Source organism: Nocardia sp. A7, from assembly GCF_046549215.1.
In the GTDB taxonomy this organism is placed as follows: Bacteria; Actinomycetota; Actinomycetes; order Mycobacteriales; family Mycobacteriaceae; genus Nocardia.
Genome location: NZ_JAJPWE010000001.1, coordinates 1,523,822 through 1,546,566 on the forward strand (window position 1 = coordinate 1,523,822; position 22,745 = coordinate 1,546,566).

Genomic DNA, 22,745 nt, shown 5'->3' on the forward strand with positions numbered 1-22,745 from the left:
TCGATTGTCACCTGGACATAACGTTCGGTAAATCCGGCGCAACGACCAATGCGGATGATCGAGTCATGACAGGGGAAGCGGACGGCCGCGGCACGGACACTGTGCGTACACAGTGCTCGTACTGTGGCGTCGGCTGCGGCATAAGCGCCCAGACAAAGACTGATCAGTCTGGTGCGCGGTTGATCGCGAAGGTCAGCGGCGACAAGCTGCATCCGGCGAACGCGGGCAGGCTGTGCACCAAGGGCGCCACCCACGCGGAGATGATGGCCGCACCGGGCCGGATGGACACCGCCTACCGGCGCCCCGAACGCGGCCAGGTCCCGGTCCCGCTGCCGGTCGACGAGGCCGTGCACGAAACCGCCACCCGCCTGCGCGCGATCCTCGACGAACACGGCCCCGACACCATCGCCCTCTACGTCTCCGGCCAGATGTCGCTGGAAGCCCAGTACCTGGCCACCAAACTGGCCAAGGGCTACCTGCGAACCAAGCACATCGAAGCCAACTCGCGCCTGTGCATGGCCAGTGCGGGCACCGGCTACAAACAATCGCTCGGCGCCGACGGGCCGCCCGGCTCCTACGACGATTTCGAGCACGCCGACCTGTTCCTCGTCAGCGGCGCGAACATGGCGGACTGTCACCCGATCCTGTACCTGCGCATGGCCGAGCGGCTCAAGGCAGGCGCCAAGCTGATCGTGGTCGACCCACGCCGCACCGATACCGCGGCCCGCGCCGACCTGTTCCTGCAGATCGCGCCGGGTACCGACCTCGCCCTGCTCAACGGGCTGCTGCACCTGCTGGTCGCCGGTGGTGCGATCGACACCGCGTTCATCGCCGAGCACACCGAGGGCTGGGACGCGATGCCGGAGTTCCTCGCCGACTATCCCCCGGCCCGGGTTGCCGAGTTGACCGGCCTGGCCGAGGCAGACATTCGCACCGCGGCCACGATGATCGCCGAGGCGGGCGAGTGGATGTCGCTGTGGACGATGGGGCTCAACCAATCCACGCACGGCACCTGGAACACCAATGCCCTGGTGAACCTGCACCTGGCGACCGGCACGATCTGCAGGCCCGGCAGTGGGCCCTTCTCGCTCACCGGCCAGCCCAACGCCATGGGTGGACGCGAGATGGGCTACATGGGCCCCGGTCTGCCCGGCCAGCGCAGCCTGCTCTCCCCCGCCGACCGCACCTTCGTCGAAACCGCCTGGGACCTGCCCGACGGCACCCTGCGCACCGAGGCGGGCCCCGGCACCATCGACATGTTCCGCGGGCTGGCCGACGGCGAGATCAAGGCCGCGTGGATCATCTGCACCAATCCCGTTGCCACCGTTGCCAATCGCAAGACCGTGATCGCGGGCCTCGAGGCGGCCGAGTTCGTCGTCGTGCAGGACGCCTACGCCGAGACCGCGACCAATGCCTACGCCGATCTGCTGCTGCCCGCCGCGTTGTGGGCCGAAGCCGATGCGGTGATGGTGAATTCGGAGCGCAACGTCACCCTGCTGCGGCAGTCGGTCGACCCGCTCGGCGACGCGCGGCCGGACTGGCTGCTGATCGCCCAGGTCGCCACGGCCATGGGCTTCTCCGGCTTCGATTTCGCGTCCAGCGCTGAGGTTTTCGCCGAATTGCAGCAGTTCACCAATCCGGCCACCGGCTACGACCTGAGCGGTATGAGCTACGAGCGGCTGGCGCAAGGCCCGATGCAGTGGCCGTGCAACGACCCCGGCACACCGCGCAACCCGATCCGCTACCTCAACGACGGCACCCATCAGCCGCTGCACGTGGCGGCCGACGGCACCACCCCGCGGCTCGCGTTCGCCACCCCGAGCAGGCGGGCGATGTTCTTCCCCCGACCACATCTGCCAGCCGCCGAACTGCCCGACGACGACTACCCGTTCCTGCTCAATACCGGTCGGCTGCAACATCAGTGGCACACGATGACCAAGACGGGCAAGGTCGCCAAGCTGACCAAACTGAACGGTGCGCCGTTCGTCGAGGTGCATCCCACCGACGCCGAACGACTCGGCCTGCGGCCGGGCGACCAGCTCGAGATCGCGTCGCGCCGGGGCCGTGCTGTGCTGCCGGTGCTGATCAGCGACCGGGTGCGACCTGGTGATTGTTTTGCTCCTTTCCACTGGAATGACGAACAGGGCGAATATCTGACGATCAACGCGGTCACCAATGACGCGGTGGATCCTGCCTCGCTACAGCCGGAGTTCAAGGCGTGCGCGGTGGCGCTGCGCCGGGTCGGCCCGGCCCCCACCACCGAACAGGCGCCTCCGAAACCCGCACAGCTGCCCGCGCAACCCGCCGCGCATCCACTGGCCGGGATCCTCGGCCTGGACGCCGGTACCTCACCCACGCTCAGCGAGACCGAACGCATCTACCTCGGCGGCTATCTCGCCGCACTGCAATCACTGCCGGTGACCGGACAGCCGGTGCTGCCGGTGAGCGCACCGTTGTCGTCACAGTCACGACTGTGGGTCGACGGTCTGCTGGCCGGCATGTATTCCCGCAATGCCGACGCCGAAGCCACCGACAGCCCCGCCCCGCAGCCGATCACCGTCCTGTGGGCCTCCCAGACGGGTAACGCGGAGGAACTGGCCGCCACCGTCGCCGCCCGGCTCGCGGAAGCGGGCCTCACGCCCACACTGCTCGATATGGATTCGTGCGAGCTGACCTCGATCACTGGTGACGTCCTCATCGTGACGAGCACCTTTGGTGACGGCGGCCCGCCGGACAACGGCGCCGACTTCTGGACCAGGCTCGAAGACAGCATCATCCGCCTCAACGGTGTTCGCTACGCGGTGTTCGCGCTCGGTGACTCCTCCTACGACGATTTCTGTGGTCACGGCCGCAAGCTCGACACCCTGTTCGCCGAGCGTGGGGCGAAGCGACTGCTGCCGCGGGTGGACAGCGAACCCGACTTCGCCGACGGCGCCGACCAGTGGCTCGATGACGTCCTGATCGCGATCACCAGCGGATCACCCGATGACGGCACCTCCCCAATCGGCGCACAGGGTCGCAATGGCTCGGCGGGTGGCGCCCCGCTGGGCCGCACCGCTTCACCGGACGGTGCTCGACGCGGTCGAGACAGGGCGCCGACGGGTGCTTCACTGGTCGGCATCTCGAACAGCTCCCTCCCTGGTGGTCCTGATGGTGTTGCCCCGCACACGCATTCGGCTCGCCCGATGCCGTCGCCCGTCGGCCGCGGTGGTGCCACCGTGCTCGACCGCCGACTCGCGCCGACGCCCTCCCTCACACAGCGCGCCACCGCCGCACCGTTCACCCGCCAATCCCCGGTCCGCGCCACGCTGATGCGCAACGAGATCCTGAGCGCGCCGGGTTCGCCGAAAGAGGTGCGGCGCTTCGGTTTCGACCTCCACGATCTCGATGCCGGCTACGAGGTGGGCGATTCGCTGGGCGTGCTCCCCGCCAACTGTCCCGACCTGGTCGACGAATGGCTTGTCTGCACCGGCCTGGACGGGCGGCGCATGATCGAAGTCGACGACCATGAACTCACACTCGCCGATGCCCTGCGCACGCACTACGACATCACCAAGGTGAGCCAGGATCTGCTCGGCTTCATCGGCGAACGCAACCCGCACCCGCAGCTGGCCAAGCTGCTGCGGCGCGACAACCGCAATGAGCTCGCCTCCTACCTGTGGGATCGCCAGGCCGTCGATGTGCTGCGCGACTTCCCGGTGCGCACCGATCTCGTCGACTGGCTGGGTGCACTGAAAAAGCTGCAGCCCCGCCAGTATTCGATCTCCTCCAGCCCGCTGACCACACCCGACGAGGTACAGCTGACGGTCGGTGTCGTCCGCTACGGCGACCCGGTGGGCACTTCCGCCCGTCGCGGCGGGGTGTGTTCGACATTCCTGGCCGACCGGGGCACGACCGAGGTGCCGATCTTTCTGCAGCGGGCACCGCATTTCCGTCCGCCGCTCGACCCGAATGCCCCGATGATCATGGTGGGGCCGGGCACCGGTATCGCTCCTTTCCGCGGTTTCCTGCACGAGCGGCGGGCCATCGGCGCGACCGGTCGCAACTGGTTGTTCTTCGGCGACCAGCACGCCGCCCAGAACTTCTACTACCGCACCGAGCTGGAGGACATGTTCCGCTCCGGCTTCCTCACCCGACTCGACCTGGCCTTCTCCCGCGATCAACGCGAGCGGGTCTATGTCCAGCACCGGATGATCGAGCACGGCGCCGAGCTGTGGTCGTGGCTGCGCGACGGCGGCCACTTCTACGTCTGCGGTGACGCCGCCCGCATGGCCAAGGATGTCGACGACACCCTGCTGCGGATCGCCCAGATCCACGGAAAACTGGACGAGGCGGGCGCACTGGCCTTCAAGAAGCAACTCGTTGCCGAAAAGCGGTATGTGCGCGACGTGTACTGAACTGTCGGATCACGCCGCGCGGACTGCCGGCGGGTTGAGCCGGGCGAAGTCGGCCAGCCGGTGGTACGGGTAGTAGGGGTACGGGGGCGTGGTCGCGCTCGCGGCGTCGAGGGCGGCCAGATGCTCGGGGTCGAGCTGCCAGCTGACGGCACCGAGGTTCTGACGTAACTGCTCCTCGTTGCGGGCGCCGATCAACACCGTGGCGACGGTGGGCCGGGTGAGCAACCAGTTCAAGGAGATCTGTGGGACGCTGCGGCCGGTTTCGGCGGCGATCCGATCCAGCACGTCGACGATGTCGTAGAGGCGTTCATCGTCGACCGGTGGGCCTGCCTGGGCCGTTTCGTGCAGGCGGCTGCCTGCTGGAAGGGGTTGTCCGCGACGGATCTTGCCGGTGAGCCTGCCCCAGCCGAGCGGGCTCCAGATGATGGAGCCGACGCCCTGATCGGCGCCGAGCGGCATCAGTTCCCATTCGTAGTCGCGACCCACCAACGAGTAGTAGACCTGATGCGCCACCGGCTTTTCCAGGCCGAGAGCCTCGGCGGTGGCGAGCGTTTTCATCAACTCCCAGCCGGCGAAGTTGGAGACGCCGAGGTAGCGGATCTTGCCCGCCCGCACGAGATCGTCGAGGGCCGTCAAGGTTTCCGCCAGTGGGGTGCCCGCATCGAAGGCGTGCAGCTGGAACAGGTCGAGGTAGTCGGTGCCGAGACGGCGCAGTGACGCGTCGACGGCACGGATCAGCCTGGCGCGGCCCGATCCCGCTTCCTGCGGGCCGGGGCCGGTGGGCAGTGCCGATTTGGTCGACAGCAGTACCTGGTCGCGCCTGCCCTTGATGGCCGCGCCGAGCACCTCCTCCGACGCGCCGTCGGAATAGACGTCGGCCGTGTCGAACAGGGTGACACCAGCCTCAAGGCTGATGTCGATCAAGCGCCTTGCCTGCGCGGCATCGGTATCGCCCCATGCGCTGAACAGCGCACCGCGGCCACCGAAGGTGCCCGCGCCGAAGCCGAGTGCCGGAACGAGAAGACCAGATGCGCCGAGCCGCCGATATTCCATGAGAGCTCCTAAAAGGGTCTATAGTTTCGTTAACACGACCGACGGTACACCCGATCCGCGCTAAATGAAACAGGAGTTCCGTTATGGATCACGATATCGCCTGGCCGGGGTCCGTTCGCCCTGGCGGACGCACCGCGCGGGTACGCGAGTCCGTCCTGGAAGTGGCCGGTGATCTCCTCGCGGACCGCGGATTCGCGCACCTCGACCTGGCCGAGGTCGCCACCGGGGCCGGTGTCGGCAAAACCACCGTCTACCGCCGTTGGCGGACCCCCGCGGGCCTGGTCGCCGACCTGCTCGTCGACATGGCCGAACAGTCGCTGCCCCGTGCCGACACCGGCTCGCTGCTCGACGACCTGACAGCCAACGCGCGCTTGGTCGCGAAGACGCTCGCCGACGGTCGCCAGAGCAATCTTTTCCGCGCCGTCATCGCCGCCGCCACCTGCGACGACGCCACCGCCGCCGCACTGCACACCTTCTACGACATTCGACTCAACGAATGGGCGCCGTGCGTCGAGCAGGCCGTTATCCGGGGGGAGGCGCCCATCGGCACAGACCCGCGCGCCGTTCTCTCTGCCGTCTCCGCGCCGCTCTACTACCGATTACTGGCCAGCGGCGACCCGATCGATCAGGGCATCGCCGACCGATCAGCCGAAGCCGCCACCCTCGCAGCCGCCGCAGGGATCTTCGTCATAGCTGCCGACGGCGGCTGAGGAGAGGCGAGAGACAGGTGGTAGCCGCGCGCCTCGTGGGTATCAGGCGACAGCCGCTGAACGCCAGGCGGGGTTGCGACCGGTGAGGCCGAGCAACCGGTCGAAAGCCGGTGCATCGGCCGGGACCTCGACGATCGGACCGAACAGGCCGGGTGTGCCCGCGGGATCGGTGTCGCGCAGGAATTCGTGCAGGATCGCCAGGTCGGTGGGATCCACCGTCAGCTGCTGACCGGTGGCGACGGCGAGATCCCAACCGTGGATGACGATCTCGTCGAGCGCGACGATCGCCATGACAGCGGCGGGCATCTCCACGCCACCGGCTTCGGTATCGCCGTCCCAGGCCTGCGCCACCCGCCATGCGGCCGTCAACTTTTCGACCTGCGCGGCGATGACTGTGCGCCACTCGGCGGGCAACGTCAGGTCGGCGCCGTCGGGTGGGGGCGCCGAGTTTCCCACCGCTTCCTTCGTCGCGGCCTGCCGGAAAGCCTCGGTCAGCCCCACGACGTGGGCGAGCAGATCGCGCACGGTGGACTCACCGGAAGGTGTGGGGTCGGTGAGCTGGTCGTCGGAGATGCCGTCGACCACCGCGACAAGCGACCGAGCGGCGGGTTCGAAATCGAATTGCGGTTCCATGAGCGACTCCTCGTCGACGGACAGACGGCTGCACTCATGATGACGACCCCGCGCCCCGAAAATAATCGGTGCGGGGTTGCCGTGCGCTCCGGATCGGCGCACCCTGGACAGCGCAGGGCCCGATCAGCGACACATCACGTCCGAGGCAATCAACGTCCGAGGCAACGACGACGAAGAGGAGACCCGATGATCGACTACGAACCCGCACTCGACGAGGTCCCCGAGGCAGATCGCATCGAACAGGAACAGTCCGCCTTCCGTGACGACGACCCCGACGATCCGACCTACGTAGACGCCGACTACACCGATGAGATGGCGGCCAACATCGCCCGCGACGCCGACACCGCGAATCCAGCGGACGTGATCGAACAAACCATCCCCGTCCCCCTGGATGACGGCGGCGGCGAGGGATTCACCGTCGCCGAGGAACCCTGAGGTAGAAGGTAGGACGGCCGGAGCGAAGGCGGAGGCGGAGGCGGAGGTACGCCTAACCGGCGATCTTCGCCCGCAGGCCCGCGTGCAGTTCACGCAGGCTGGACCGCTCGGTCGCGACCTCGAGCACCCGCAGCCCGGGCACGCCGGTGGCCAGTTCTACGGCTAGTTCGGCCGGATCGACCTGGCGGTGCGGGATGCGGTAGGCGGCGCACAGTGCGGCCAGATCCATGCCGTGCGGGGTGCCGAAAACCCGCTCGAACACCCCCGCGTACTGCGGATCGCCCTGTTCGAGCAGCTCGAAGATGCCACCGCCGTCGTCATTGGCGACGACGATCGTGAGGTTGTCCGGCCGTGGTTCGCCGCGCCCGATCAGCAGGCCTGCCGCATCGTGCAGAAAGGTCAGGTCGCCCATCAGTGCCACGGTGCGGCCCGGGTGCGCGAGGGCGGCACCGACGGCACCGGAGACCGTGCCGTCGATCCCGGCCACACCGCGGTTGGACAGCACCCGGATGCCCGGCCGGGGATGGGAGACCAGCGCGGCATCGCGCACGGGGTTCGACGCGCCGAGCAACAGCTGGTCACCTTCGCGCAACGCGTCCATCACCACGGCCGCCACATGCAGGCCGGTCGCCTTCGGATGCGCGGCCAGTTCGGCGCGGACCACCGATTCGGCCTGCCGGTTCAGTTCGGAGCAGCGCGCAAGCCAGGCAGGGCTCGGTGCGCCGGTGGTCACCGCGCGGGTGCCGGTGCCGACGACATTGCCGGAGACGTCGGGCCAGCGCGGACCGGTGGTGAGCGCGAACACGGTGACGTTCGGGTCGGCGAGTACCCGCGAGACCTGCCGGTGCAGGGTCGGGCGGCCGGTGATGATCGCCTGGGTCGGCTTCAGCAGCGACAGCGCGAGCGGATGCAGGGCGGGCCCGTGCATCGGCGCGGTCGGCTCAGCCACCGTCGGCAGCGCGGCGAGTTCGGGCAGCAGCCGTGCGCCGTGGCCGGAGATGACGACGGTGTCGGGGGTCAGGTCGATGTCGAGCGGCACGTCGAGAGTGGCGTATTGGGTTGCGGTCCACGGCCGTTCCCCCTCGCGACCGACGGGCAGCGGATCGTCGGAGAGCTCGGGGACCAGCGGTTCACGCAGCGGGATGTCGAACTGCACGGGTCCCGCGTTGCCGGAACGGGTTCCGCGCGCGGCGGCGAGCACCCGGCACACCGTCGAGCGCCACACACTGTTCTGTCGCGGGTAGGCCGACTCCCCCACTTCGGATTCGGCCAGCCCGAGGCTGATCGTGGCACGCACCTGCGAGCCGAACAGCCCGAGCTGTTCCACCGTCTGGTTGGCGCCGGTGCCCAGCATCTCGTAGGGCCGATTCGCGCTGATGACGATCACCGGCACCCGCGCGTAGTTGGCCTCCAGCACGGCCGGACCCAGGTTCGCCACCGCGGTGCCCGAGGTCATCACGACCGGAACCGGCCGCCCCGAAGACACCGCCAGGCCGATCGCGAGGAATCCCGCGGTGCGTTCGTCGACGCGCATGTGCAGCCGCAGCTGCCCGGCCACGTCCGCCGCCTGCAGTGCGAAGGCCAGTGGGGCGTTGCGCGATCCGGGGCACAGCACCACCTCGCGGACGCCGCCGCGGACGAGCTCGTCGACGACCACTCGTGCCTGCGCAGTAGACGGATTCACAATCACAGCCTGTCAGACCAGCGCGCACCCGTCTGCCCCTGGCCCGCGTTGCCTGCGTCACCGAGTCGGACAGCACACGAAATAACTATGTACCGAAGAGCCCGAGCGCGGCGACGAAAAATAAACTATTCAACCGCGCGATAGATATTTACCGAATCGAAAAGAGAAGATCTGGAGAAATAAATCCGGCGACGAGCCACTGGCCCGCCGCCGGATTTCTACCAACCCATGAACGGCTGGTCGAACAAATACTCAGCTACTCGGCAGGGGCGGTGAGATCGGTGATGCCCGTGATGGATTCGATGATGTTGAGGACGGCGGAGGTCGCGCTGTCGACCGCGGCGCTGCCCGACTCGAGCACGCCCGAACCAGCGGACGAGCCGGTCAGCACGTCAGCCGAGCCCGAGGAGGCCTCGGCGGAACCCGTATCGGCGCTCGCGACGGCGGGACCGAAGAACATGACAGTGGCGGCAGCGGCAGCACCGGTGGCGGCGAGGGTCTTGCGAGAGATCATGTGAGCAAACTTCCTTTCGACCTGTGCAATGCATTCGAAGCAATTCACGTTCCGAATTGCTTGATTGGCAACGTAACCGATAAGGCAGGGTGGTTGTCAATCGCGCATTTCCCCGGTGCGCGTTTGCCGAATTCGCGGCAACCCGCAATTATCCTGCCGTTCACCGGAGCGGTAATATTTGTCACACAGGCCATCTCGGAATTTACCGCCGACCGGGAATCAGTGTGTTCGCGGCCACTACACACCCCGGTGACGTGAGGGTGCTCACCCCACGGACGCGAAAGGCCGGTGCGAGTTCGGTTGACCCGAACTCGCACCGGCCTCGATACCACGATCGCTGCGGGGGCTACCCCGCCATGCTCAGCCCGCGTGCTTCTGGACCAGATCGCCCACGCGCGGCAGCGCCTCGATGACGTGCTTCTTGGCCGAACCACGCATCGACGAGTACACCTTCTTCAGCGCAGGCCGGGTGGACGACTCGGCGCGGGCGTCGGTGACGGCCAGCAGCGACTCGGCGACCTGATCGGACTTCGCCGCCAGCAGATCGGCGAAGGTGCCGGTGCCGGTGGTGGTGAATTCGGCCCAGTACGGCTGGAGCTGATCGAGCAGTTTCGGCGCCAGCGACGCGAGGCCGTCGGGAACGATGGTCGGGCTGATCTTCTTGACCGCCGCGTAGCCACCCTTCACGGCCAGGCCGGACGCACCACCTTTGTCCGAGACCTCGGCGTCGAGCACCTCGACGGCGTCAGCAAGGAAAGCCGGACGCTTGGCGTCGTCGAGCAGGGATTCAGACAGTGCTGCAACCACTTTCAGGTTCCTCCGGATCGGTTCGATGTACGAGCAGGCGCAACTATACGCATCAGGTGAACACAGTATGCGGCGACCGCTCTAGCTGCGGTGTTACGACCTCGTACCGCGCTGTCGGACCATGGGGCGATAATCGTGTCCGTGACTTTCGATCCGAAGCTGTGGCAGACCGTCCCGGGGTTCGAGGACCTGACCGACATCACCTATCACCGGCACCTCGAGCAGGGCACGGTGCGGGTGGCGTTCGACCGACCGGAGGTGCGCAACGCGTTCCGCCCGCACACCGTCGACGAGCTGTACCGAGCGCTCGATCACGCGCGGATGAGCCCCGACGTGGGCGCGGTGCTGCTCACCGGCAACGGTCCGAGCGAGAAGGACGGCGGCTGGGCGTTCTGCTCCGGCGGCGACCAGCGCATTCGCGGTCGCAACGGCTACCAGTACGCCGACGGTGAGACCGCCGACACGGTCGACGCGGCGCGCGCAGGCCGACTACATATCCTGGAGGTGCAGCGGCTGATCCGCTTCATGCCCAAGGTGGTGATCGCGCTGGTCAACGGCTGGGCCGCCGGTGGTGGGCACAGCCTGCACGTGGTCTGCGACCTGACGCTGGCCTCGCGTGAGCACGCGCGGTTCAAGCAGACCGACGCCGATGTGGGCTCGTTCGACGGTGGTTACGGCAGCGCGTACCTGGCGAAGATGGTCGGCCAGAAGTTCGCCCGCGAGATCTTCTTCCTCGGCAGGCCCTACACCGCCGAGGAAATGCACCAGATGGGCGCGGTGAACAAGGTCGTCGACCATGCCGAGCTGGAGAACGTCGCGCTCGAGTGGACCGCCGACATCAACGGCAAATCGCCGCAGGCCCAGCGCATGCTGAAGTACGCGTTCAACCTGCTCGACGATGGTCTGGTCGGTCAGCAACTGTTCGCGGGTGAGGCGACTCGCCTGGCGTACATGACCGACGAAGCGGTCGAGGGCCGGGACTCGTTCCTGGAGAAGCGCAAGCCCGATTGGACGCCCTACCCCTGGTACTTCTGAGAACGGACACCCCATGGAGATTCTCAACAGCCGGATCATCGTGCGGCCCAGCGATTATGGGCGCACGCTGGCTTTCTACCGCGACAGCCTCGGGTTGGCGATCGCCCGGGAATACCCGGGCGGCACGGTGTTCTACGCCGGGCAGTCGCTGATCGAGGTGGCCGCACACGGTGGCAGCGAGCAGCCGGGCAGCTTCAACGGCGCGATCTGGTTGCAGGTGCGTGATGTCGACGACGCGGCGGCGGAGTTGGCGCTGAACGGGATTCCGATCGAGCGCGCGCCCGTGCTCGAACCGTGGGGTCTGTGGGAGATGTGGGTGCGCGACCCGGACGGGGTCGCGATCGTGCTGGTACAGGTTCCCGCCGAGCATCCGATCCGGCGGGATGCGCGCTGGTCGGCGGAGTGAGAGGCCGGTGTCCGCGGCCGAGCCGAGTTGCCGATGGGGGCTCGGCCGCGCACGATGACTGCGAGCAAGCGCCCGACCGACGTCGTCCGGACCGCAGTGCGAGTGGTGTCCATCTACTGAATCGCAGTGGCTATGTCTGGCTTTCCCGACCCTTTTCCCGACAAACCGACCCGTTGGCTGGGTCTTGTCGGTCGCATGACACGATCGAAGCCGTGAGGGCGCGCGGCAAGCTGTATCCGGAGGTGTGGGGTGAGTAGAACCCTGCGGACGCTGCAGATGCCCACCGGTTCCGGGGTGAGCGAAGTGATGCCCCACCTGCGGCAAGCCCTCGACGCCAGCGGTCCGGCCTGGTTGCCGATCCCGACCACCGACCGTCGTGAGGCGCGCAGGCTCTCCGACGCGCTCAGACCGGGCGATCCGATCGATGACGATGTCGCACTGGTCGTGACGACCTCGGGTACCACCGGTATCCCCAAGGGTGCGCTGCTGGGCGCCGAGGCCCTGCGTGCCAGCGGCAATGCCACCCACGAGCGCCTCGGCGGCCCTGGCAGCTGGCTGCTGGCCCTGCCGACCCATCACATCGCCGGTATCCAGGTGTTGCTGCGCAGCATTCTCGCCGGGACCGAACCGACCGTGCTCGACGTGTCGGGCGGGTTCCTGCCCGAGGCGCTGGCCGGGGCGGTCGGCGCGATGCGTGGACCGCGTCGCTATACCGCGCTGGTGCCGACCCAGCTGATCAAGTCCCTGGATTCGCCGGTGGCGTCGAAGGCACTGGCCGAACTCGACGGGGTACTCGTCGGCGGTGCCGCCACGCCCGCGCCGGTCCTGGAGCGGGCGCAGGACGCGGGTATCACCGTGGTGCGCACGTACGGGATGAGTGAGACCTGCGGTGGGTGCGTCTACGACGGCGTGCCGCTCGATGGCACCGAGATACGGATCGAGGACGGTCGCGTCATCCTCGGCGGTGCGATGATCGCGCGCGGCTACCGCAATCTGCCCGATCATCCGGCCTTCGCCGAGCCCGGCTGGTTCCGGACAGAGGACGCGGGTTCGTTCGATGACGGTGTGCTGTCGATCTCGGGGCGGCTCGACGAGGCGATCATGACCGGCGGGCTGCTGGTGATTCCGCAGGTGGTGGAGGCGGTGCTGGCCAACCATCCCGGTATCCGCGAATGCATCGTGCTCGGTCTGCCCGACGAACGGCTCGGTCAGCGGGTCGCGGTCGCGATCGTGCCCGCGCCGGGTGCCGCGCCCACGCTGGACGAAGTGCGTGCGCATGTGGTGGCCGAACTCGACTCGATCGCCGCACCGCGTGAGCTCGCGGTCCTGTCCGAGATCCCGCTGCGCGGCCCCGGCAAACCAGACCGCACAGCACTGCGCAAGCTTCTTTTGGAGAAGTAGTCGGCGCGCCGACGCGCGCGTGTTCTCGGCCCGGAGGGTGAAGACCTCCTGGTGCAAGACGCTGTCAGTGCCGTGCAAGGGGCGTGCAAGTCGGGGTGGGCACGGTGTGCTCATGACTTACACACCCACTTCATCCCCCGCCGTCGAGGCGGACGGGCTGGTCAAGGTGTTCGGCGAGCAGCGAGCGGTCGACGGAGTGAGCCTGACGGTGCCGCGCGGTGCTGTTTATGGCGTGCTCGGGCCGAACGGCGCGGGCAAGACCACGACCATCAAGATGCTGGCGACCCTGCTCCGGCCCGACGGCGGTAGCGCCCGGATCTTCGGCCGCGACGTGGTGGCCCAGCCGAACGCGGTGCGCTCACTGATCGGTGTCACCGGCCAGTACGCCTCGGTCGACGAGATGCTCAGCGCCACCGAGAACCTCATCATCTTCGGTCGGCTGCTAGGACTGAGCAGGCCCGATGCCCGTCGCAAGGCTGTCGAACTGCTCGCGGAGTTCGACCTCACCGAGGCCGCGAACAAACCGCTGCAGAACTTCTCCGGCGGCATGCGCAGGCGCCTCGACCTCGCCGCCAGTCTCATTTCCACCCCGCCACTGCTGTTCCTCGACGAACCGACGACCGGCCTCGATCCGCGCACCCGCGCGCAGATGTGGGAGACCATCCGCAGGTTGGTCCGCGAGGGCGCGACGGTCCTGCTCACCACCCAGTACCTCGACGAAGCCGACCAGTTGGCCGACCGGATCGCGGTGATCGACCGCGGCAAGGTGATCGCCGACGGCACCGCCGACGAACTGAAAGCCTCCGTCGGCGGCTCGTCTGTGCACCTGACGCTGGTCGATCCCGAACAGCTCGACGAAGCCCGCCGCATCGTCGGCGACTTCCTCGGTGTGAGCGCGCAGATCAGCCCCGAAGCGGGCAGGCTCACCGCGCCGCTGCCCGACCCGAATCTCACCGCCGACCTGCTGATCCGGTTGCGCGACTTGGAGATCGGGGTCGCCGAGATCGCTGTCAGCAAGCCGACGCTCGACGAAGTCTTTCTCACCATCACCGGCCACCCGGCCGACGAATCCGACGACACCGAACGGAGCGCGGCATGACCGCTGTTCTCACCGCTCCCGCACAGACCGACGATCTGCCCGAGGCCAGCGACCGAATCGGCCTGCGCGACACGGTCTCCACCTCGTTCACCATGGCCTATCGCGGCCTGCTCAAGATCAAACACAATCCGGAACAGCTCTTCGACGTGACGGTGCAGCCGATCCTGTTCACCGCGCTGTTCACCTACATCTTCGGCGGCGCGATCTCGGGCAGCGTGTCCGGTTACCTGCCGGTGCTCATCCCTGGCATCCTCGTGCAAACCGTGGTGCTGACCTCCGTGGTCACCGGTACGCAACTGCGCGAGGACATGGACAAGGGCGTGTTCGACCGCTTCAAATCCCTGCCCATCGCCCGGGTTTCGGCGCTGGCCGGCGCTCTGCTGGCCGATATGGTGCGCTACGCCATCGCCTCGACGCTGACCGTGCTGGTCGGGCTGGCCCTCGGCTACCGGCCCGGCGGGGGGCCGGTCGGTGTGGTCGCGGCCTGCCTGATGGTGGTGGTGTGCTCGTTCGCGGTGAGCTGGATCTGGGCGCTGGTCGGTGTCACCGGCAAGAGCGCCGCGTCGGTGCAGGGCATCTCGATGATGGTGATGTTCCCGCTGACATTCATGTCCGGCGCCTTCGCCCCGGTGAGCACCATGCCCGGCTGGATGCAGGCGCTCAACCACGCCAACCCGGTGTACTACATGGTCAACACCTGCCGGGAACTGATGAACTCCAACAGTTACGGCACCGATCTCGTCTGGTCACTGGTCGGTTCGCTCGTGGTGATCGCGGTGTTCGCGCCACTGGCGGTGCGTGCCTACATGCGCCGGGCCTGAACTCCCACAACGGCATCCGATCCACTGGGTCGGGTGCCGTTGTCGGGTCAGCGCGGTCGGGCGATGATCTCCATGATCCGCATGGCGGCGTCGAGCCGGCGGGTACTCGCCGCGCGATGCAGCGCGGCATCCATCGCGGCATCGCCCACCGCACTGCGATGCAGGGCGAAGTGCGCGGCCAGTGCCGTCGATGGGCCGTCCTGCCTGGCCATCGATGTCCTTGCCAGCGTGAGCAGTTCGAGTCCGTCGGGGTTCCCGGGCTCGGTGGCGAGCAGGTAGGAACCGTATGCGCACGCGACCACACCTATCTGTGGCAGGTCTACGTACTGTGCCAACCGTTGATCGGCGGTCTCGATCATCTCGGTCACCAGGCCGGCGACAACGGCCGCCCGGCCGTGCAGCACATGGGCGCTCACGGTGGCCGCCGCTGTCACCAGCGAACCGGGGCCTGGCGTCGGTTCGAACTCGGGCCACCCGATCAGCTCCAGACCGCGGCGGTAGTGGCGGAGCCCTGCGTCGATATCGCCCTCGGCGAGCTCGAGTTCGGCGAGGGCGGTGGCAGCGTTGGCCAGCCGGTGGTTGCGGCGGACGGTGGGGTCGTCGACCGGGCTGACGCCGGAATCATCCAATCGCACAATGAAATCGAGTTCGGCGCGTGCCTGCTCGAGTTGGCCGCTGCCGACCAGCGAAGCGGCCAGGTAGCAGCGACTCTCCATGATCTCGTCGTGCACCCGGAGTTTGCCCATCAGCTCGAGCGCGCGCCGGTAGTAGTGGACGGCGTCGCCATAGTGCGCGGACTGGCCGGACAGCTGGGCCAGGTGCTGACACACCGTCGCCATGCCCCACACCTCGGCCGGGTCCATGTCGTGGAGTGCGCGTAAGGAGTCGCGCGTCGAGCCTGCGCCGTTGCCCGCGTTCTCCCAGAAGTTGGCGCGCGCCACCAGCGCGGCGACCCGGACCTGCTGATGAGGTGAGCGCGTACGGCGCGCGAACAGCCTGCCCAAGCGGAAGGCCGCGAGCCGCACGGTGATCACCGCACCGAGGAAGGCCAGGCCCGGATCAAGATCGGGGTTCGTCAGCAGCCGACGCGCGCGGATGCGCACGATCGCCGTCGCGCGGACGCCACCGTCCTTGAGGAACAGCATGTGCAGGCAGGTCAGCAGATGCGCGATCATCTGCAGGTCGGCGGCCTCACCCGAGGACGGTGGCGGCGGCACGAGGGCAACCAATCGCAGTGCCCACCCGGTGAATTCCAGATGTGCGCCGCGCATCACCCAGACCATGGCCACGACCGGAAAGACCGAGTAGGCGGTGTGTGAATCGGCGTGATCGACAGCGGTGCGCAGCACGGCGACCAGGTTGTCCAGGTCGGCGGTTATCGCGAGAACCGACGTCACCTGATCGCCACCGCGGTAACCGCGAAACGATGACAGCGCGAATTCGCTTGCCCAGCAGAACATTCTGTCGACAACGAGCGCTGATTCCGCGCCGTCGGTCACCGCGTCGGCGGCGGTGACCTGTTCGGCGCCGAACTCGCGGACCGTTTCGAGCATGCGGTAGCGGATGCCCGCGCCGTCGGGGTCGTCGAGGACCGTGAGCAGGGATTGACCCACCAGCCCGTCGACCGCGGCGGCCACATCCGGTCCCGCGGCGACGATCTCGGCCGCGGACAGGGAGAACCCGGCCGGGAAACGGCTCAGTCTGCGCAGCGTCACCTGCTGCTCGGGGTCGAGGAGGTTCCAGCTCCAGGCGATCACCGCGTGCAACGTGCGATGCCGGTGTGGCGCGGACCGATCACCGCTGCGCAACAGGGCGAAACGATGCTCGAGCCTGGTCTCGATCTCGGCGACGCTCATCGTGCGAACCCGCGCGGCGGCCAGTTCTATCGCCAGGGGGAGGCCGTCGAGGGTCCGGCACAGCCGGGCCACCGTGTCGGGGTCCAGACGCACGTCCGGGCGTACCGCCCGCGCCCGGGCCGAGAACAGTTCCGTGGCAGGTGAACCAGCCGCGTCGATTCGCAGAGGGGCGAGGGGATAGACGGATTCGGCGGTGATCGCCAGCGGTGAGCGGCTGGTGGTGAGCACGGTCAGCTGGGCACAACTGCCCACGAGATCGGCGACCACCTCGGCCGCGGCCTCGATCACGTGCTCGCAATTGTCCAGAATCAACACCATCGGCCGCGCCGCGAGCGCCGCACGCAGGCGGGTGCTGGGGTCGATGTGCCTGCCCGCCCGGATAGCGCCCGACTCGCGCACCTCACCCAGGCCCATCACCTGCCCGATCGCGACCTCGATGCCGGTGCGCGATTCGGCGCCTGCCTCCGATTCGGCCTGCACCGAGGCCAATTCGACGAGCACCACCGGCACCGAACGGGACAGCCGTTCACCCACCGCGTTGGCGACCCTGGTCTTGCCGGTGCCGCCCGGCCCCAGGACGGTCGTCACCCTGGAGCGCTGTGTCAGGTCGGCGATGGCATCGAGATCCGCTGTGCGACCGAGCAATTCATTCGGCGCTGCGCGCAGGCCGGCCGCTGTACGCGGTGTCGGGGTGTGGCTCGACGCCAACCTGGCAGGCGAATCGCCATTGCTCGTGCGCCCGAGCTCAGCTTCGATCGGCTCGCCACGCAGGACGGCGGTGTTGAGGGCGAGCAGAGCCGGACCCGGGTCTGCGCCGAGTTCTTCGATCAGTCGCAGGCGGTAGGTGGCGAAGACTTCGAGTGCTTCGTTGGTTCGGCCCGCGGTGGCGAGGAGGCGGATCAGGGTGGTGTGGGCGGCTTCGTCCACCGGGTCGGCCGCGGTGGCGGCACGGGCCAGCGGGATGGCGGCGGTGAAGTCGCGCTCGGTGGTGTGCGCGGTGAGTTCGACGTGATCGAGGTGGCGGCGCAGGTCGTCGGCGGCCGCGCGTAGGTCGTCGGCGGGGGCGGAATCGGGGAGGTCGGCACCCGGTTCGCCGCGCCACAGGGTGCGCGCCAGTGCGATCGTGGCGAGGCTGTCCGCGGTGTTTCCCGCGGCCAGGTACTCGTCGGCTCGGCGGGTGAGCGCGGCGAGCGCGGTGAGGTCGACGCTGTCGGCGGGCAAGGTCAGCCGGTAGCCCGCGGGTCCGATCTCCAGCGCGCCCTCTGGCAGCAGCGCGCGCAGTCGCGAGACCTGGGTGTGCAGGGCGTTCATCGGTGCGCGAGGCGGTCGATCGCCCCAGACCTCATCGATCAGCGATGGTGCGCTGCGCGCCCGGCCGGGGTGCACCGCGAGGGCAGCGAGCAGCAATCTGGCGCGGGCGCCGGGTAACGCGATCATGGCGTCGTCGCGGCGGATCGCGATCACGCCGAGTACCCCCACGACAACGCGGGAAAGTGCCTCGGAGGGCGACCCCTCGGGGCCGCGGTGCTGTACAGACATGCCGGATGTCATCGTAGGCGAGCACTGTGCCGGGTTCCCGGTCCGCGCACACTGTGACACCACGGTCGATGTGTCCCGCGAATTTGTCCCCACCTCGCTTTAGGCTCACCCACATGGGCAACTTCGAGGTGTCGCGGCGCACCACCATCGCCGCCGAACCGGCACGAATCCACGCACTGATCGCCGACTTCCACCAGTGGCGACTGTGGTCGCCATGGGAAGACGCCGACCCGCAACTCGCGCGCACCTACACCGGCCCGGAATCCGGCGTCGGCGCCCGTTATGCCTGGCGTGGCAACCGCAAAGCCGGTGCGGGCGTGATGGAGATCAAAGCCGACGCCGCACGTGAGATCGGTGTCGAACTCGACTTCGAGAAGCCGTTCAAAGCCACCAATTCCGTCACGTTCACCCTCGACCCGGTCGCCGGTGGCACCGAGGTGACCTGGAAGATGACGGGCACTCATTCCGGTCTGATGGGCGTGCTCGGCAAGGTGTTCCCGATCGACAACCTCATCGGCAAGGACTTCGACAAGGGCCTGGCCAAACTCAAGACGATCGCCGAATCCGCCCCGGCCTGACGCCGCAGCACCTGGTCCCAGCCACCGTGTCCGGTTCAGCCGTCCCTTCGCAGCGGTCGGCGGCGAGGGACTGAGGCGCGCGCGGTCCCCGGGTCGGATTAGGCTTCCAACCATGGCTACAGCAGCGGAATGGATCGAGGGCGCCCGGCCGCGGACGCTGCCCAACGCGATCGCGCCGGTACTCGCGGGCACCGGCGCGGCCGCATCGCTCGACGGGGCCGTGTGGTGGAAAGCGGCACTGGCACTGCTGGTTTCGCTGGCACTGATCGTCGGGGTGAACTACGCCAACGACTACTCCGACGGTATTCGCGGCACCGACGACGAGCGGGTTGGTCCGCTGCGGCTGGTCGGCTCGAAGCTGGCCTCCCCCAAGGCTGTTCGCACCGCCGCGGTGCTCAGCCTGGCGATCGGCGCGGTCGCGGGCCTGGTGCTTGCCGTGACCACGGCGTGGTGGCTGGTGCTGATCGGCGCGGTGTGCCTGGCGGGTGCCTGGTTCTACACCGGAGGTAGCAAGCCCTACGGCTACAGCGGTTTCGGCGAGATCGCGGTGTTCGTGTTCTTCGGGTTGATCGCGGTACTCGGCACCCAGTATGTGCAGGCGCTGCGGGTCGACTGGGTCGGCCTGCTGCTCGCGATCGGTGTCGGCGCGTTCTCCAGCGCGGTGCTGGTGGCCAACAATCTGCGTGATATCCCGACCGACACCGAGTCGGGCAAGGTCACTCTCGCGGTGAAACTCGGCGACGCGCGCACCCGCACCCTGCACGTGGTGCTGCTCGCGGCGCCGTTCGTGATCAGCCTCGCGCTGATCGCGAGTACGCCGTGGGCGCTGGCCGGGTTGCTCGCGTTGCCGCTGGCGATCCGGGCCAACGCCCCCGTGCGCACCGGCAAGGGCGGGCTGGAACTGATTCCCGCCCTACGCGATTCCGGGCTGGCGTTGCTGGCGTGGTCAGCGCTGAGCGCGCTGGCCGTCGGGCTCGTCGGCTAGTCGCCGTCGGGGACCAGAATGCCGAGCACCCAGTTGACCAGCGTGATGATCAAGCCACCCCACAACGCCGCCCAGAAGCCGTCGACGCGAAGGCCGTAGTCGGTGATCTCGGTGATCTTGGCGGTGAGCCACAGCATCCCCGCGTTGACCACGAAGAGGAACAGGCCGAGCGTGAGGATCACGAACGGCAGCGACAGGAGTTGCACGATCGGCTTGATCACGGCGTTGACCGCCGTGAACACGAGCGCGACGATGAGCAGGACCAGGGCTTTGCCCCAGTTGCCCCACTCCGATTGCCACTCGGCCGGCACGATGACATCGATCTTGTCGATCCACGCGGCCGCGGCCCAGATGGCTATGGCGTTGATGACCAACCGGATTGCTAGTTGCATACAGGCAATGCTAGGCCCGGAAATGGACATTGCGGGGCTCTGACGCAGTCGAATTCATGCGGCGCGGTCGAGCATCGCGTAGAGATCGGTGCGCAGACCCGACACCGCGTCCCCACCGCCGAGCAGGTCGGTGGTGGCCGGGTCGGCTCCGCGCAGGATTCCGAGTAGCAGGTAGGCCGAGGTGATCTCGCGATCCTTGCGGTGGATCGCCTCACGAAGGGCGAGTTCGAGCGTCTTCTTGGCCGTGCCGGTGAACGGGATGTGCCCGGCGCCGAGCAGTCGGGCGACCATGCCGCGTTTGGCCTCCGGTTCCGCCTGCTCCCAGGCATGTGGTCCGAAGTTCTCGGCGATGCTGGCCTGCACCGCGTCCAGGTCGATGCCGATCGAGCGCAGGGCCTGCGCGTCATCGGCGCCCAGCGGCGGCTCGTCACCGCGGGCGGTGAGACCAGCGCGGATGCCGTCGGTGGTGATGCCGCGAGCGGCGAGCACTGCCCGGAGGTCGGGATCGGCGTTGGACACGGCGCCGAGCAGCACATGCTCCGGTCCGATCTGCCGCGCGCCCAGTTCCTTGGCATCGGCTTGCGCGCTCACCACTGCCAGCTTGGCCTCGCGACTGAATTTCTCGAACATCAGCGGGTTCCACCTTTCCGATTGTGTTTCTGATGGACCGCTTGCTTGCTCACCTCGAGCGCCTCGGCGATGGCCTGCCACGACCATCCATTGGCTCTGGCGTTGGCCACCTGGATCGTTTCGAGGCGGTCGGCCAATCTGCGCAGTGCGAGCACAGCGCGTAGCCCGACCGCGGGGTCAGGACTGCCTGCCGCTGAGGCGAGAGTTGTTGCATCGGTCATGACGTCAATTTTGATTGACGCCTGCGTGGTTTGTCAACAAAAATTGACATCGCTGAGCGCGAACGCCCCGGACGGAAGGGGCGGAGAAGTTGTCAGCCGTTCCAGCGGCCGGTGGTGGCGAATTCGGTGAGGATCTCGGTCGGGCCGGTCAGATCCATGTTCTGGGCGGCCACCCAGTCGTCGTTGAAGTAGGTGCCCGCGTACCGGTCGCCGCCGTCGCACAGCAGCGTGACCACACTCCCGCTACGACCCGCCGCGACGAGCTCGGCGACGAGATGGAAGGCACCCCACAGGTTCGTGCCGGTCGAGCCGCCCACGCGGCGACCGAGCGCGGTACTCGCGTGGCGGGCGGTGGCGATCGACGCCGCGTCGGGCACCACGATCATGCGGTCGACCACCTGACCGACGAACGACGGTTCCACGCGCGGGCGGCCGATTCCCTCGATGCGCGAAGGCATTCCGGTTTCGTAGCCCGGGTCGCCGGTCTCGTAGCCGCCGTAGAACGCCGAGTGTTCCGGGTCGACCACGGCCAAGCGCGTCGCGTGCCTGCGATAACGGATGTAGCGCCCGATCGTCGCACTGGTACCGCCGGTGCCGGCGCCGACCACGATCCACTCCGGCACCGGATGGTTCTCCAGCGCCAGCTGCTCGAAGATGGATTCGGCGATGTTGTTGTTGCCACGCCAGTCGGTGGCCCGCTCTGCGTGGGTGAACTGATCCATGAAATGCCCGCCGGATTCCGCGGCGAGGCGCTTGGCCTCGGTGTACATGTCCGGCGGTCGATCGACGAAATGACAACGGCCGCCCTGTGCTTCGATGAGAGCGACCTTCTGCGGCGAGGTGCTCGCCGGCATCACCGCGACGAAATCCAGGCCGAGCAGCTTGGCGAAGTAGGCCTCGCTCACCGCCGTCGAACCCGACGACGCCTCGACCACGGTCGTACCCTCGCCCACCCAGCCGTTGCAGATCGAGTACAGGAACAGCGACCGCGCCAGCCGGTGCTTGAGGCTGCCGGTGATATGAGTCGATTCGTCCTTGAGGTAGAGCTGCACCGGCCAGTCGGCGGGCAGCGGGTACCGCAGCAGGTGGGTGTCGGCGGACCGCTGGGTGTCGGCGTCGATCAGCCGGACGGCATTGTCGACCCAGTCACGCGGGGCGCTGCGGTCGAGGTATTTCATGCCGACGTGCTGTCGTCGTCACCCCGCAAGCGGGCCCGCAGCTGCGCCTTGTCCTGGCGGCGGCGCGCGTCGACGACGGCGATGTCCTCGTTCACCTTCACCCGTAGCTTCTTGAACAATGTCAGCGAGAGCGGCATCGCGACGATCAACGCGAACAGCGCCGCGACGATCACCGGCACCTCGACACCGATCAGTTTGGCGACGCCGACGATCAGCGCGGCGATCACGACGACCAGCCCGAGCCTGGCCAGTGTGTAGAGCGCGAGATTGCGTACCAGTCGCTTCCCGGCGCCGGAACCCTGCTGACCTGTTGCTTCACTCACGACTACAGCCTAATAGGCGCCGACGCGTCAGCGTTCACCAGCTGCGCA

Annotated in this window: 21 protein-coding genes; 10 read left to right on the top strand and 11 right to left on the bottom strand. The window is 67.8% G+C overall.

The window, feature by feature from the left end; translation table 11 throughout:
- Positions 1 to 65: 65 nt before the first annotated feature.
- The gene (locus tag ACLJPD_RS06755) at positions 66 to 4,397 is read left to right on the top strand and encodes a molybdopterin-dependent oxidoreductase (protein ID WP_410870857.1); all 4,332 of its coding nucleotides are present in this window, start codon (positions 66 to 68) and stop codon (positions 4,395 to 4,397) included.
- 9 nt (positions 4,398 to 4,406) lie between these two features.
- Here the strand turns inward: ACLJPD_RS06755 and ACLJPD_RS06760 are convergent, their stop codons facing one another.
- The gene (locus tag ACLJPD_RS06760) at positions 4,407 to 5,450 is read right to left on the bottom strand and encodes an aldo/keto reductase (RefSeq protein WP_410870858.1); all 1,044 of its coding nucleotides are present in this window, start codon (positions 5,448 to 5,450) and stop codon (positions 4,407 to 4,409) included.
- An 83-nt stretch (positions 5,451 to 5,533) separates the two neighbouring features.
- On the opposite strand from ACLJPD_RS06760, the gene ACLJPD_RS06765 reads away from it, so the two are divergent.
- A complete protein-coding gene (locus ACLJPD_RS06765; protein WP_410870859.1) occupies positions 5,534 to 6,160 on the top strand; it encodes a TetR/AcrR family transcriptional regulator in 627 nt (208 codons plus the stop codon).
- A gap of 42 nt (positions 6,161 to 6,202) precedes the next feature.
- Here ACLJPD_RS06765 and ACLJPD_RS06770 read toward each other — a convergent pair whose 3' ends face one another.
- A complete protein-coding gene (locus tag ACLJPD_RS06770) occupies positions 6,203 to 6,793 on the bottom strand; it encodes a TIGR03086 family metal-binding protein (RefSeq protein ID WP_410870860.1) in 591 nt (196 codons plus the stop codon).
- A 186-nt stretch (positions 6,794 to 6,979) separates the two neighbouring features.
- Between ACLJPD_RS06770 and ACLJPD_RS06775 the strand changes: the two genes are divergently transcribed.
- Positions 6,980 to 7,228 carry a hypothetical protein gene (locus ACLJPD_RS06775; protein ID WP_410870861.1) on the top strand — a complete coding sequence of 83 codons (249 nt, stop codon included), beginning with the start codon at positions 6,980 to 6,982 and terminating at the stop codon, positions 7,226 to 7,228.
- Between the two features lie 52 nt (positions 7,229 to 7,280).
- On the opposite strand, the gene menD is transcribed toward ACLJPD_RS06775, so the two are convergent.
- From menD to ACLJPD_RS06790, 3 genes are all read right to left on the bottom strand, one after another.
- Positions 7,281 to 8,912, bottom strand: a complete 1,632-nt coding sequence (gene menD / locus ACLJPD_RS06780; RefSeq protein WP_410870862.1) for a 2-succinyl-5-enolpyruvyl-6-hydroxy-3-cyclohexene-1-carboxylic-acid synthase — start codon at positions 8,910 to 8,912, stop codon at positions 7,281 to 7,283.
- A gap of 256 nt (positions 8,913 to 9,168) precedes the next feature.
- Complete coding sequence (locus tag ACLJPD_RS06785; protein ID WP_410870863.1) at positions 9,169 to 9,426, bottom strand: hypothetical protein; 258 nt, start codon at positions 9,424 to 9,426, stop codon at positions 9,169 to 9,171.
- Positions 9,427 to 9,786: 360 nt separating this feature from the next.
- Positions 9,787 to 10,233, bottom strand: a complete 447-nt coding sequence (locus ACLJPD_RS06790; RefSeq protein ID WP_194826847.1) for a DUF6918 family protein — start codon at positions 10,231 to 10,233, stop codon at positions 9,787 to 9,789.
- A 141-nt stretch (positions 10,234 to 10,374) separates the two neighbouring features.
- Here ACLJPD_RS06790 and ACLJPD_RS06795 point away from each other — a divergent pair, with 141 nt between their 5' ends.
- The 5 genes from ACLJPD_RS06795 (at position 10,375) to ACLJPD_RS06815 (ending at position 14,995) form a co-directional block, all read left to right on the top strand.
- Complete coding sequence (locus tag ACLJPD_RS06795) at positions 10,375 to 11,268, top strand: 1,4-dihydroxy-2-naphthoyl-CoA synthase (protein ID WP_410870864.1); 894 nt, start codon at positions 10,375 to 10,377, stop codon at positions 11,266 to 11,268.
- Between the two features lie 13 nt (positions 11,269 to 11,281).
- Positions 11,282 to 11,674 carry a VOC family protein gene (locus ACLJPD_RS06800; RefSeq protein ID WP_410870865.1) on the top strand — a complete coding sequence of 131 codons (393 nt, stop codon included), beginning with the start codon at positions 11,282 to 11,284 and terminating at the stop codon, positions 11,672 to 11,674.
- Between the two features lie 276 nt (positions 11,675 to 11,950).
- Positions 11,951 to 13,075: an o-succinylbenzoate--CoA ligase gene (gene menE / locus ACLJPD_RS06805; RefSeq protein ID WP_410871950.1), complete on the top strand. Its 1,125-nt coding sequence runs from the start codon at positions 11,951 to 11,953 to the stop codon at positions 13,073 to 13,075.
- A 112-nt stretch (positions 13,076 to 13,187) separates the two neighbouring features.
- Positions 13,188 to 14,174, top strand: coding sequence for an ATP-binding cassette domain-containing protein (locus tag ACLJPD_RS06810; RefSeq protein ID WP_410870866.1), 987 nt, complete (start codon positions 13,188 to 13,190; stop codon positions 14,172 to 14,174).
- Entirely contained in the window at positions 14,171 to 14,995 is an 825-nt protein-coding gene (locus tag ACLJPD_RS06815; protein ID WP_410870867.1) for an ABC transporter permease, read from the top strand. Before ACLJPD_RS06810 ends, ACLJPD_RS06815 begins: the two co-directional genes overlap by 4 nt.
- A 47-nt stretch (positions 14,996 to 15,042) precedes the next feature.
- Here ACLJPD_RS06815 and ACLJPD_RS06820 read toward each other — a convergent pair whose 3' ends face one another.
- A complete protein-coding gene (locus ACLJPD_RS06820; protein WP_410870868.1) occupies positions 15,043 to 18,390 on the bottom strand; it encodes an AfsR/SARP family transcriptional regulator in 3,348 nt (1,115 codons plus the stop codon).
- A gap of 113 nt (positions 18,391 to 18,503) precedes the next feature.
- On the opposite strand from ACLJPD_RS06820, the gene ACLJPD_RS06825 reads away from it, so the two are divergent.
- Positions 18,504 to 18,968: an SRPBCC family protein gene (locus tag ACLJPD_RS06825; RefSeq protein WP_410870869.1), complete on the top strand. Its 465-nt coding sequence runs from the start codon at positions 18,504 to 18,506 to the stop codon at positions 18,966 to 18,968.
- Positions 18,969 to 19,080: 112 nt separating this feature from the next.
- Positions 19,081 to 19,953: a 1,4-dihydroxy-2-naphthoate polyprenyltransferase gene (locus tag ACLJPD_RS06830; RefSeq protein ID WP_410870870.1), complete on the top strand. Its 873-nt coding sequence runs from the start codon at positions 19,081 to 19,083 to the stop codon at positions 19,951 to 19,953.
- Here ACLJPD_RS06830 and ACLJPD_RS06835 read toward each other — a convergent pair.
- The 5 genes from ACLJPD_RS06835 to ACLJPD_RS06855 all read right to left on the bottom strand — a co-directional run bounded on the left by ACLJPD_RS06835 (position 19,950) and on the right by ACLJPD_RS06855 (position 22,697).
- Complete coding sequence (locus ACLJPD_RS06835; RefSeq protein ID WP_410870871.1) at positions 19,950 to 20,345, bottom strand: phage holin family protein; 396 nt, start codon at positions 20,343 to 20,345, stop codon at positions 19,950 to 19,952. The genes ACLJPD_RS06830 and ACLJPD_RS06835 overlap by 4 nt on opposite strands.
- A 54-nt stretch (positions 20,346 to 20,399) precedes the next feature.
- Positions 20,400 to 20,975, bottom strand: coding sequence for a Clp protease N-terminal domain-containing protein (locus ACLJPD_RS06840; protein WP_410870872.1), 576 nt, complete (start codon positions 20,973 to 20,975; stop codon positions 20,400 to 20,402).
- Complete coding sequence (locus ACLJPD_RS06845; RefSeq protein ID WP_410870873.1) at positions 20,975 to 21,196, bottom strand: helix-turn-helix domain-containing protein; 222 nt, start codon at positions 21,194 to 21,196, stop codon at positions 20,975 to 20,977. The genes ACLJPD_RS06840 and ACLJPD_RS06845 overlap by 1 nt, the downstream gene beginning before the upstream one ends.
- A 92-nt stretch (positions 21,197 to 21,288) precedes the next feature.
- Entirely contained in the window at positions 21,289 to 22,374 is a 1,086-nt protein-coding gene (locus ACLJPD_RS06850) for a PLP-dependent cysteine synthase family protein (protein WP_410870874.1), read from the bottom strand.
- Positions 22,371 to 22,697, bottom strand: a complete 327-nt coding sequence (locus ACLJPD_RS06855) for a DUF4229 domain-containing protein (protein WP_410870875.1) — start codon at positions 22,695 to 22,697, stop codon at positions 22,371 to 22,373. The genes ACLJPD_RS06850 and ACLJPD_RS06855 overlap by 4 nt, the downstream gene beginning before the upstream one ends.
- Between the last annotated feature and the right edge of the window lie 48 nt (positions 22,698 to 22,745).

Excerpts from the sequence above, each read along its gene's own strand:
- ACLJPD_RS06755 (WP_410870857.1), top strand. The coding sequence starts at position 66 with ATGACAGGGGAAGCGGACGGCCGCGGCACGGACACTGTGCGTACACAG.
- ACLJPD_RS06760 (WP_410870858.1), bottom strand. The coding sequence starts at position 5,450 with ATGGAATATCGGCGGCTCGGCGCATCTGGTCTTCTCGTTCCGGCACTC.
- ACLJPD_RS06765 (WP_410870859.1), top strand. The coding sequence starts at position 5,534 with ATGGATCACGATATCGCCTGGCCGGGGTCCGTTCGCCCTGGCGGACGC.
- ACLJPD_RS06770 (WP_410870860.1), bottom strand. The coding sequence starts at position 6,793 with ATGGAACCGCAATTCGATTTCGAACCCGCCGCTCGGTCGCTTGTCGCG.
- ACLJPD_RS06775 (WP_410870861.1), top strand. The coding sequence starts at position 6,980 with ATGATCGACTACGAACCCGCACTCGACGAGGTCCCCGAGGCAGATCGC.
- ACLJPD_RS06785 (WP_410870863.1), bottom strand. The coding sequence starts at position 9,426 with ATGATCTCTCGCAAGACCCTCGCCGCCACCGGTGCTGCCGCTGCCGCC.
- ACLJPD_RS06800 (WP_410870865.1), top strand. The coding sequence starts at position 11,282 with ATGGAGATTCTCAACAGCCGGATCATCGTGCGGCCCAGCGATTATGGG.
- menE (WP_410871950.1), top strand. The coding sequence starts at position 11,951 with ATGCCCACCGGTTCCGGGGTGAGCGAAGTGATGCCCCACCTGCGGCAA.
- ACLJPD_RS06810 (WP_410870866.1), top strand. The coding sequence starts at position 13,188 with ATGACTTACACACCCACTTCATCCCCCGCCGTCGAGGCGGACGGGCTG.
- ACLJPD_RS06815 (WP_410870867.1), top strand. The coding sequence starts at position 14,171 with ATGACCGCTGTTCTCACCGCTCCCGCACAGACCGACGATCTGCCCGAG.
- ACLJPD_RS06820 (WP_410870868.1), bottom strand. The coding sequence starts at position 18,390 with ATGTCTGTACAGCACCGCGGCCCCGAGGGGTCGCCCTCCGAGGCACTT.
- ACLJPD_RS06825 (WP_410870869.1), top strand. The coding sequence starts at position 18,504 with ATGGGCAACTTCGAGGTGTCGCGGCGCACCACCATCGCCGCCGAACCG.
- ACLJPD_RS06830 (WP_410870870.1), top strand. The coding sequence starts at position 19,081 with ATGGCTACAGCAGCGGAATGGATCGAGGGCGCCCGGCCGCGGACGCTG.
- ACLJPD_RS06835 (WP_410870871.1), bottom strand. The coding sequence starts at position 20,345 with ATGCAACTAGCAATCCGGTTGGTCATCAACGCCATAGCCATCTGGGCC.
- ACLJPD_RS06840 (WP_410870872.1), bottom strand. The coding sequence starts at position 20,975 with ATGTTCGAGAAATTCAGTCGCGAGGCCAAGCTGGCAGTGGTGAGCGCG.
- ACLJPD_RS06845 (WP_410870873.1), bottom strand. The coding sequence starts at position 21,196 with ATGACCGATGCAACAACTCTCGCCTCAGCGGCAGGCAGTCCTGACCCC.
- ACLJPD_RS06850 (WP_410870874.1), bottom strand. The coding sequence starts at position 22,374 with ATGAAATACCTCGACCGCAGCGCCCCGCGTGACTGGGTCGACAATGCC.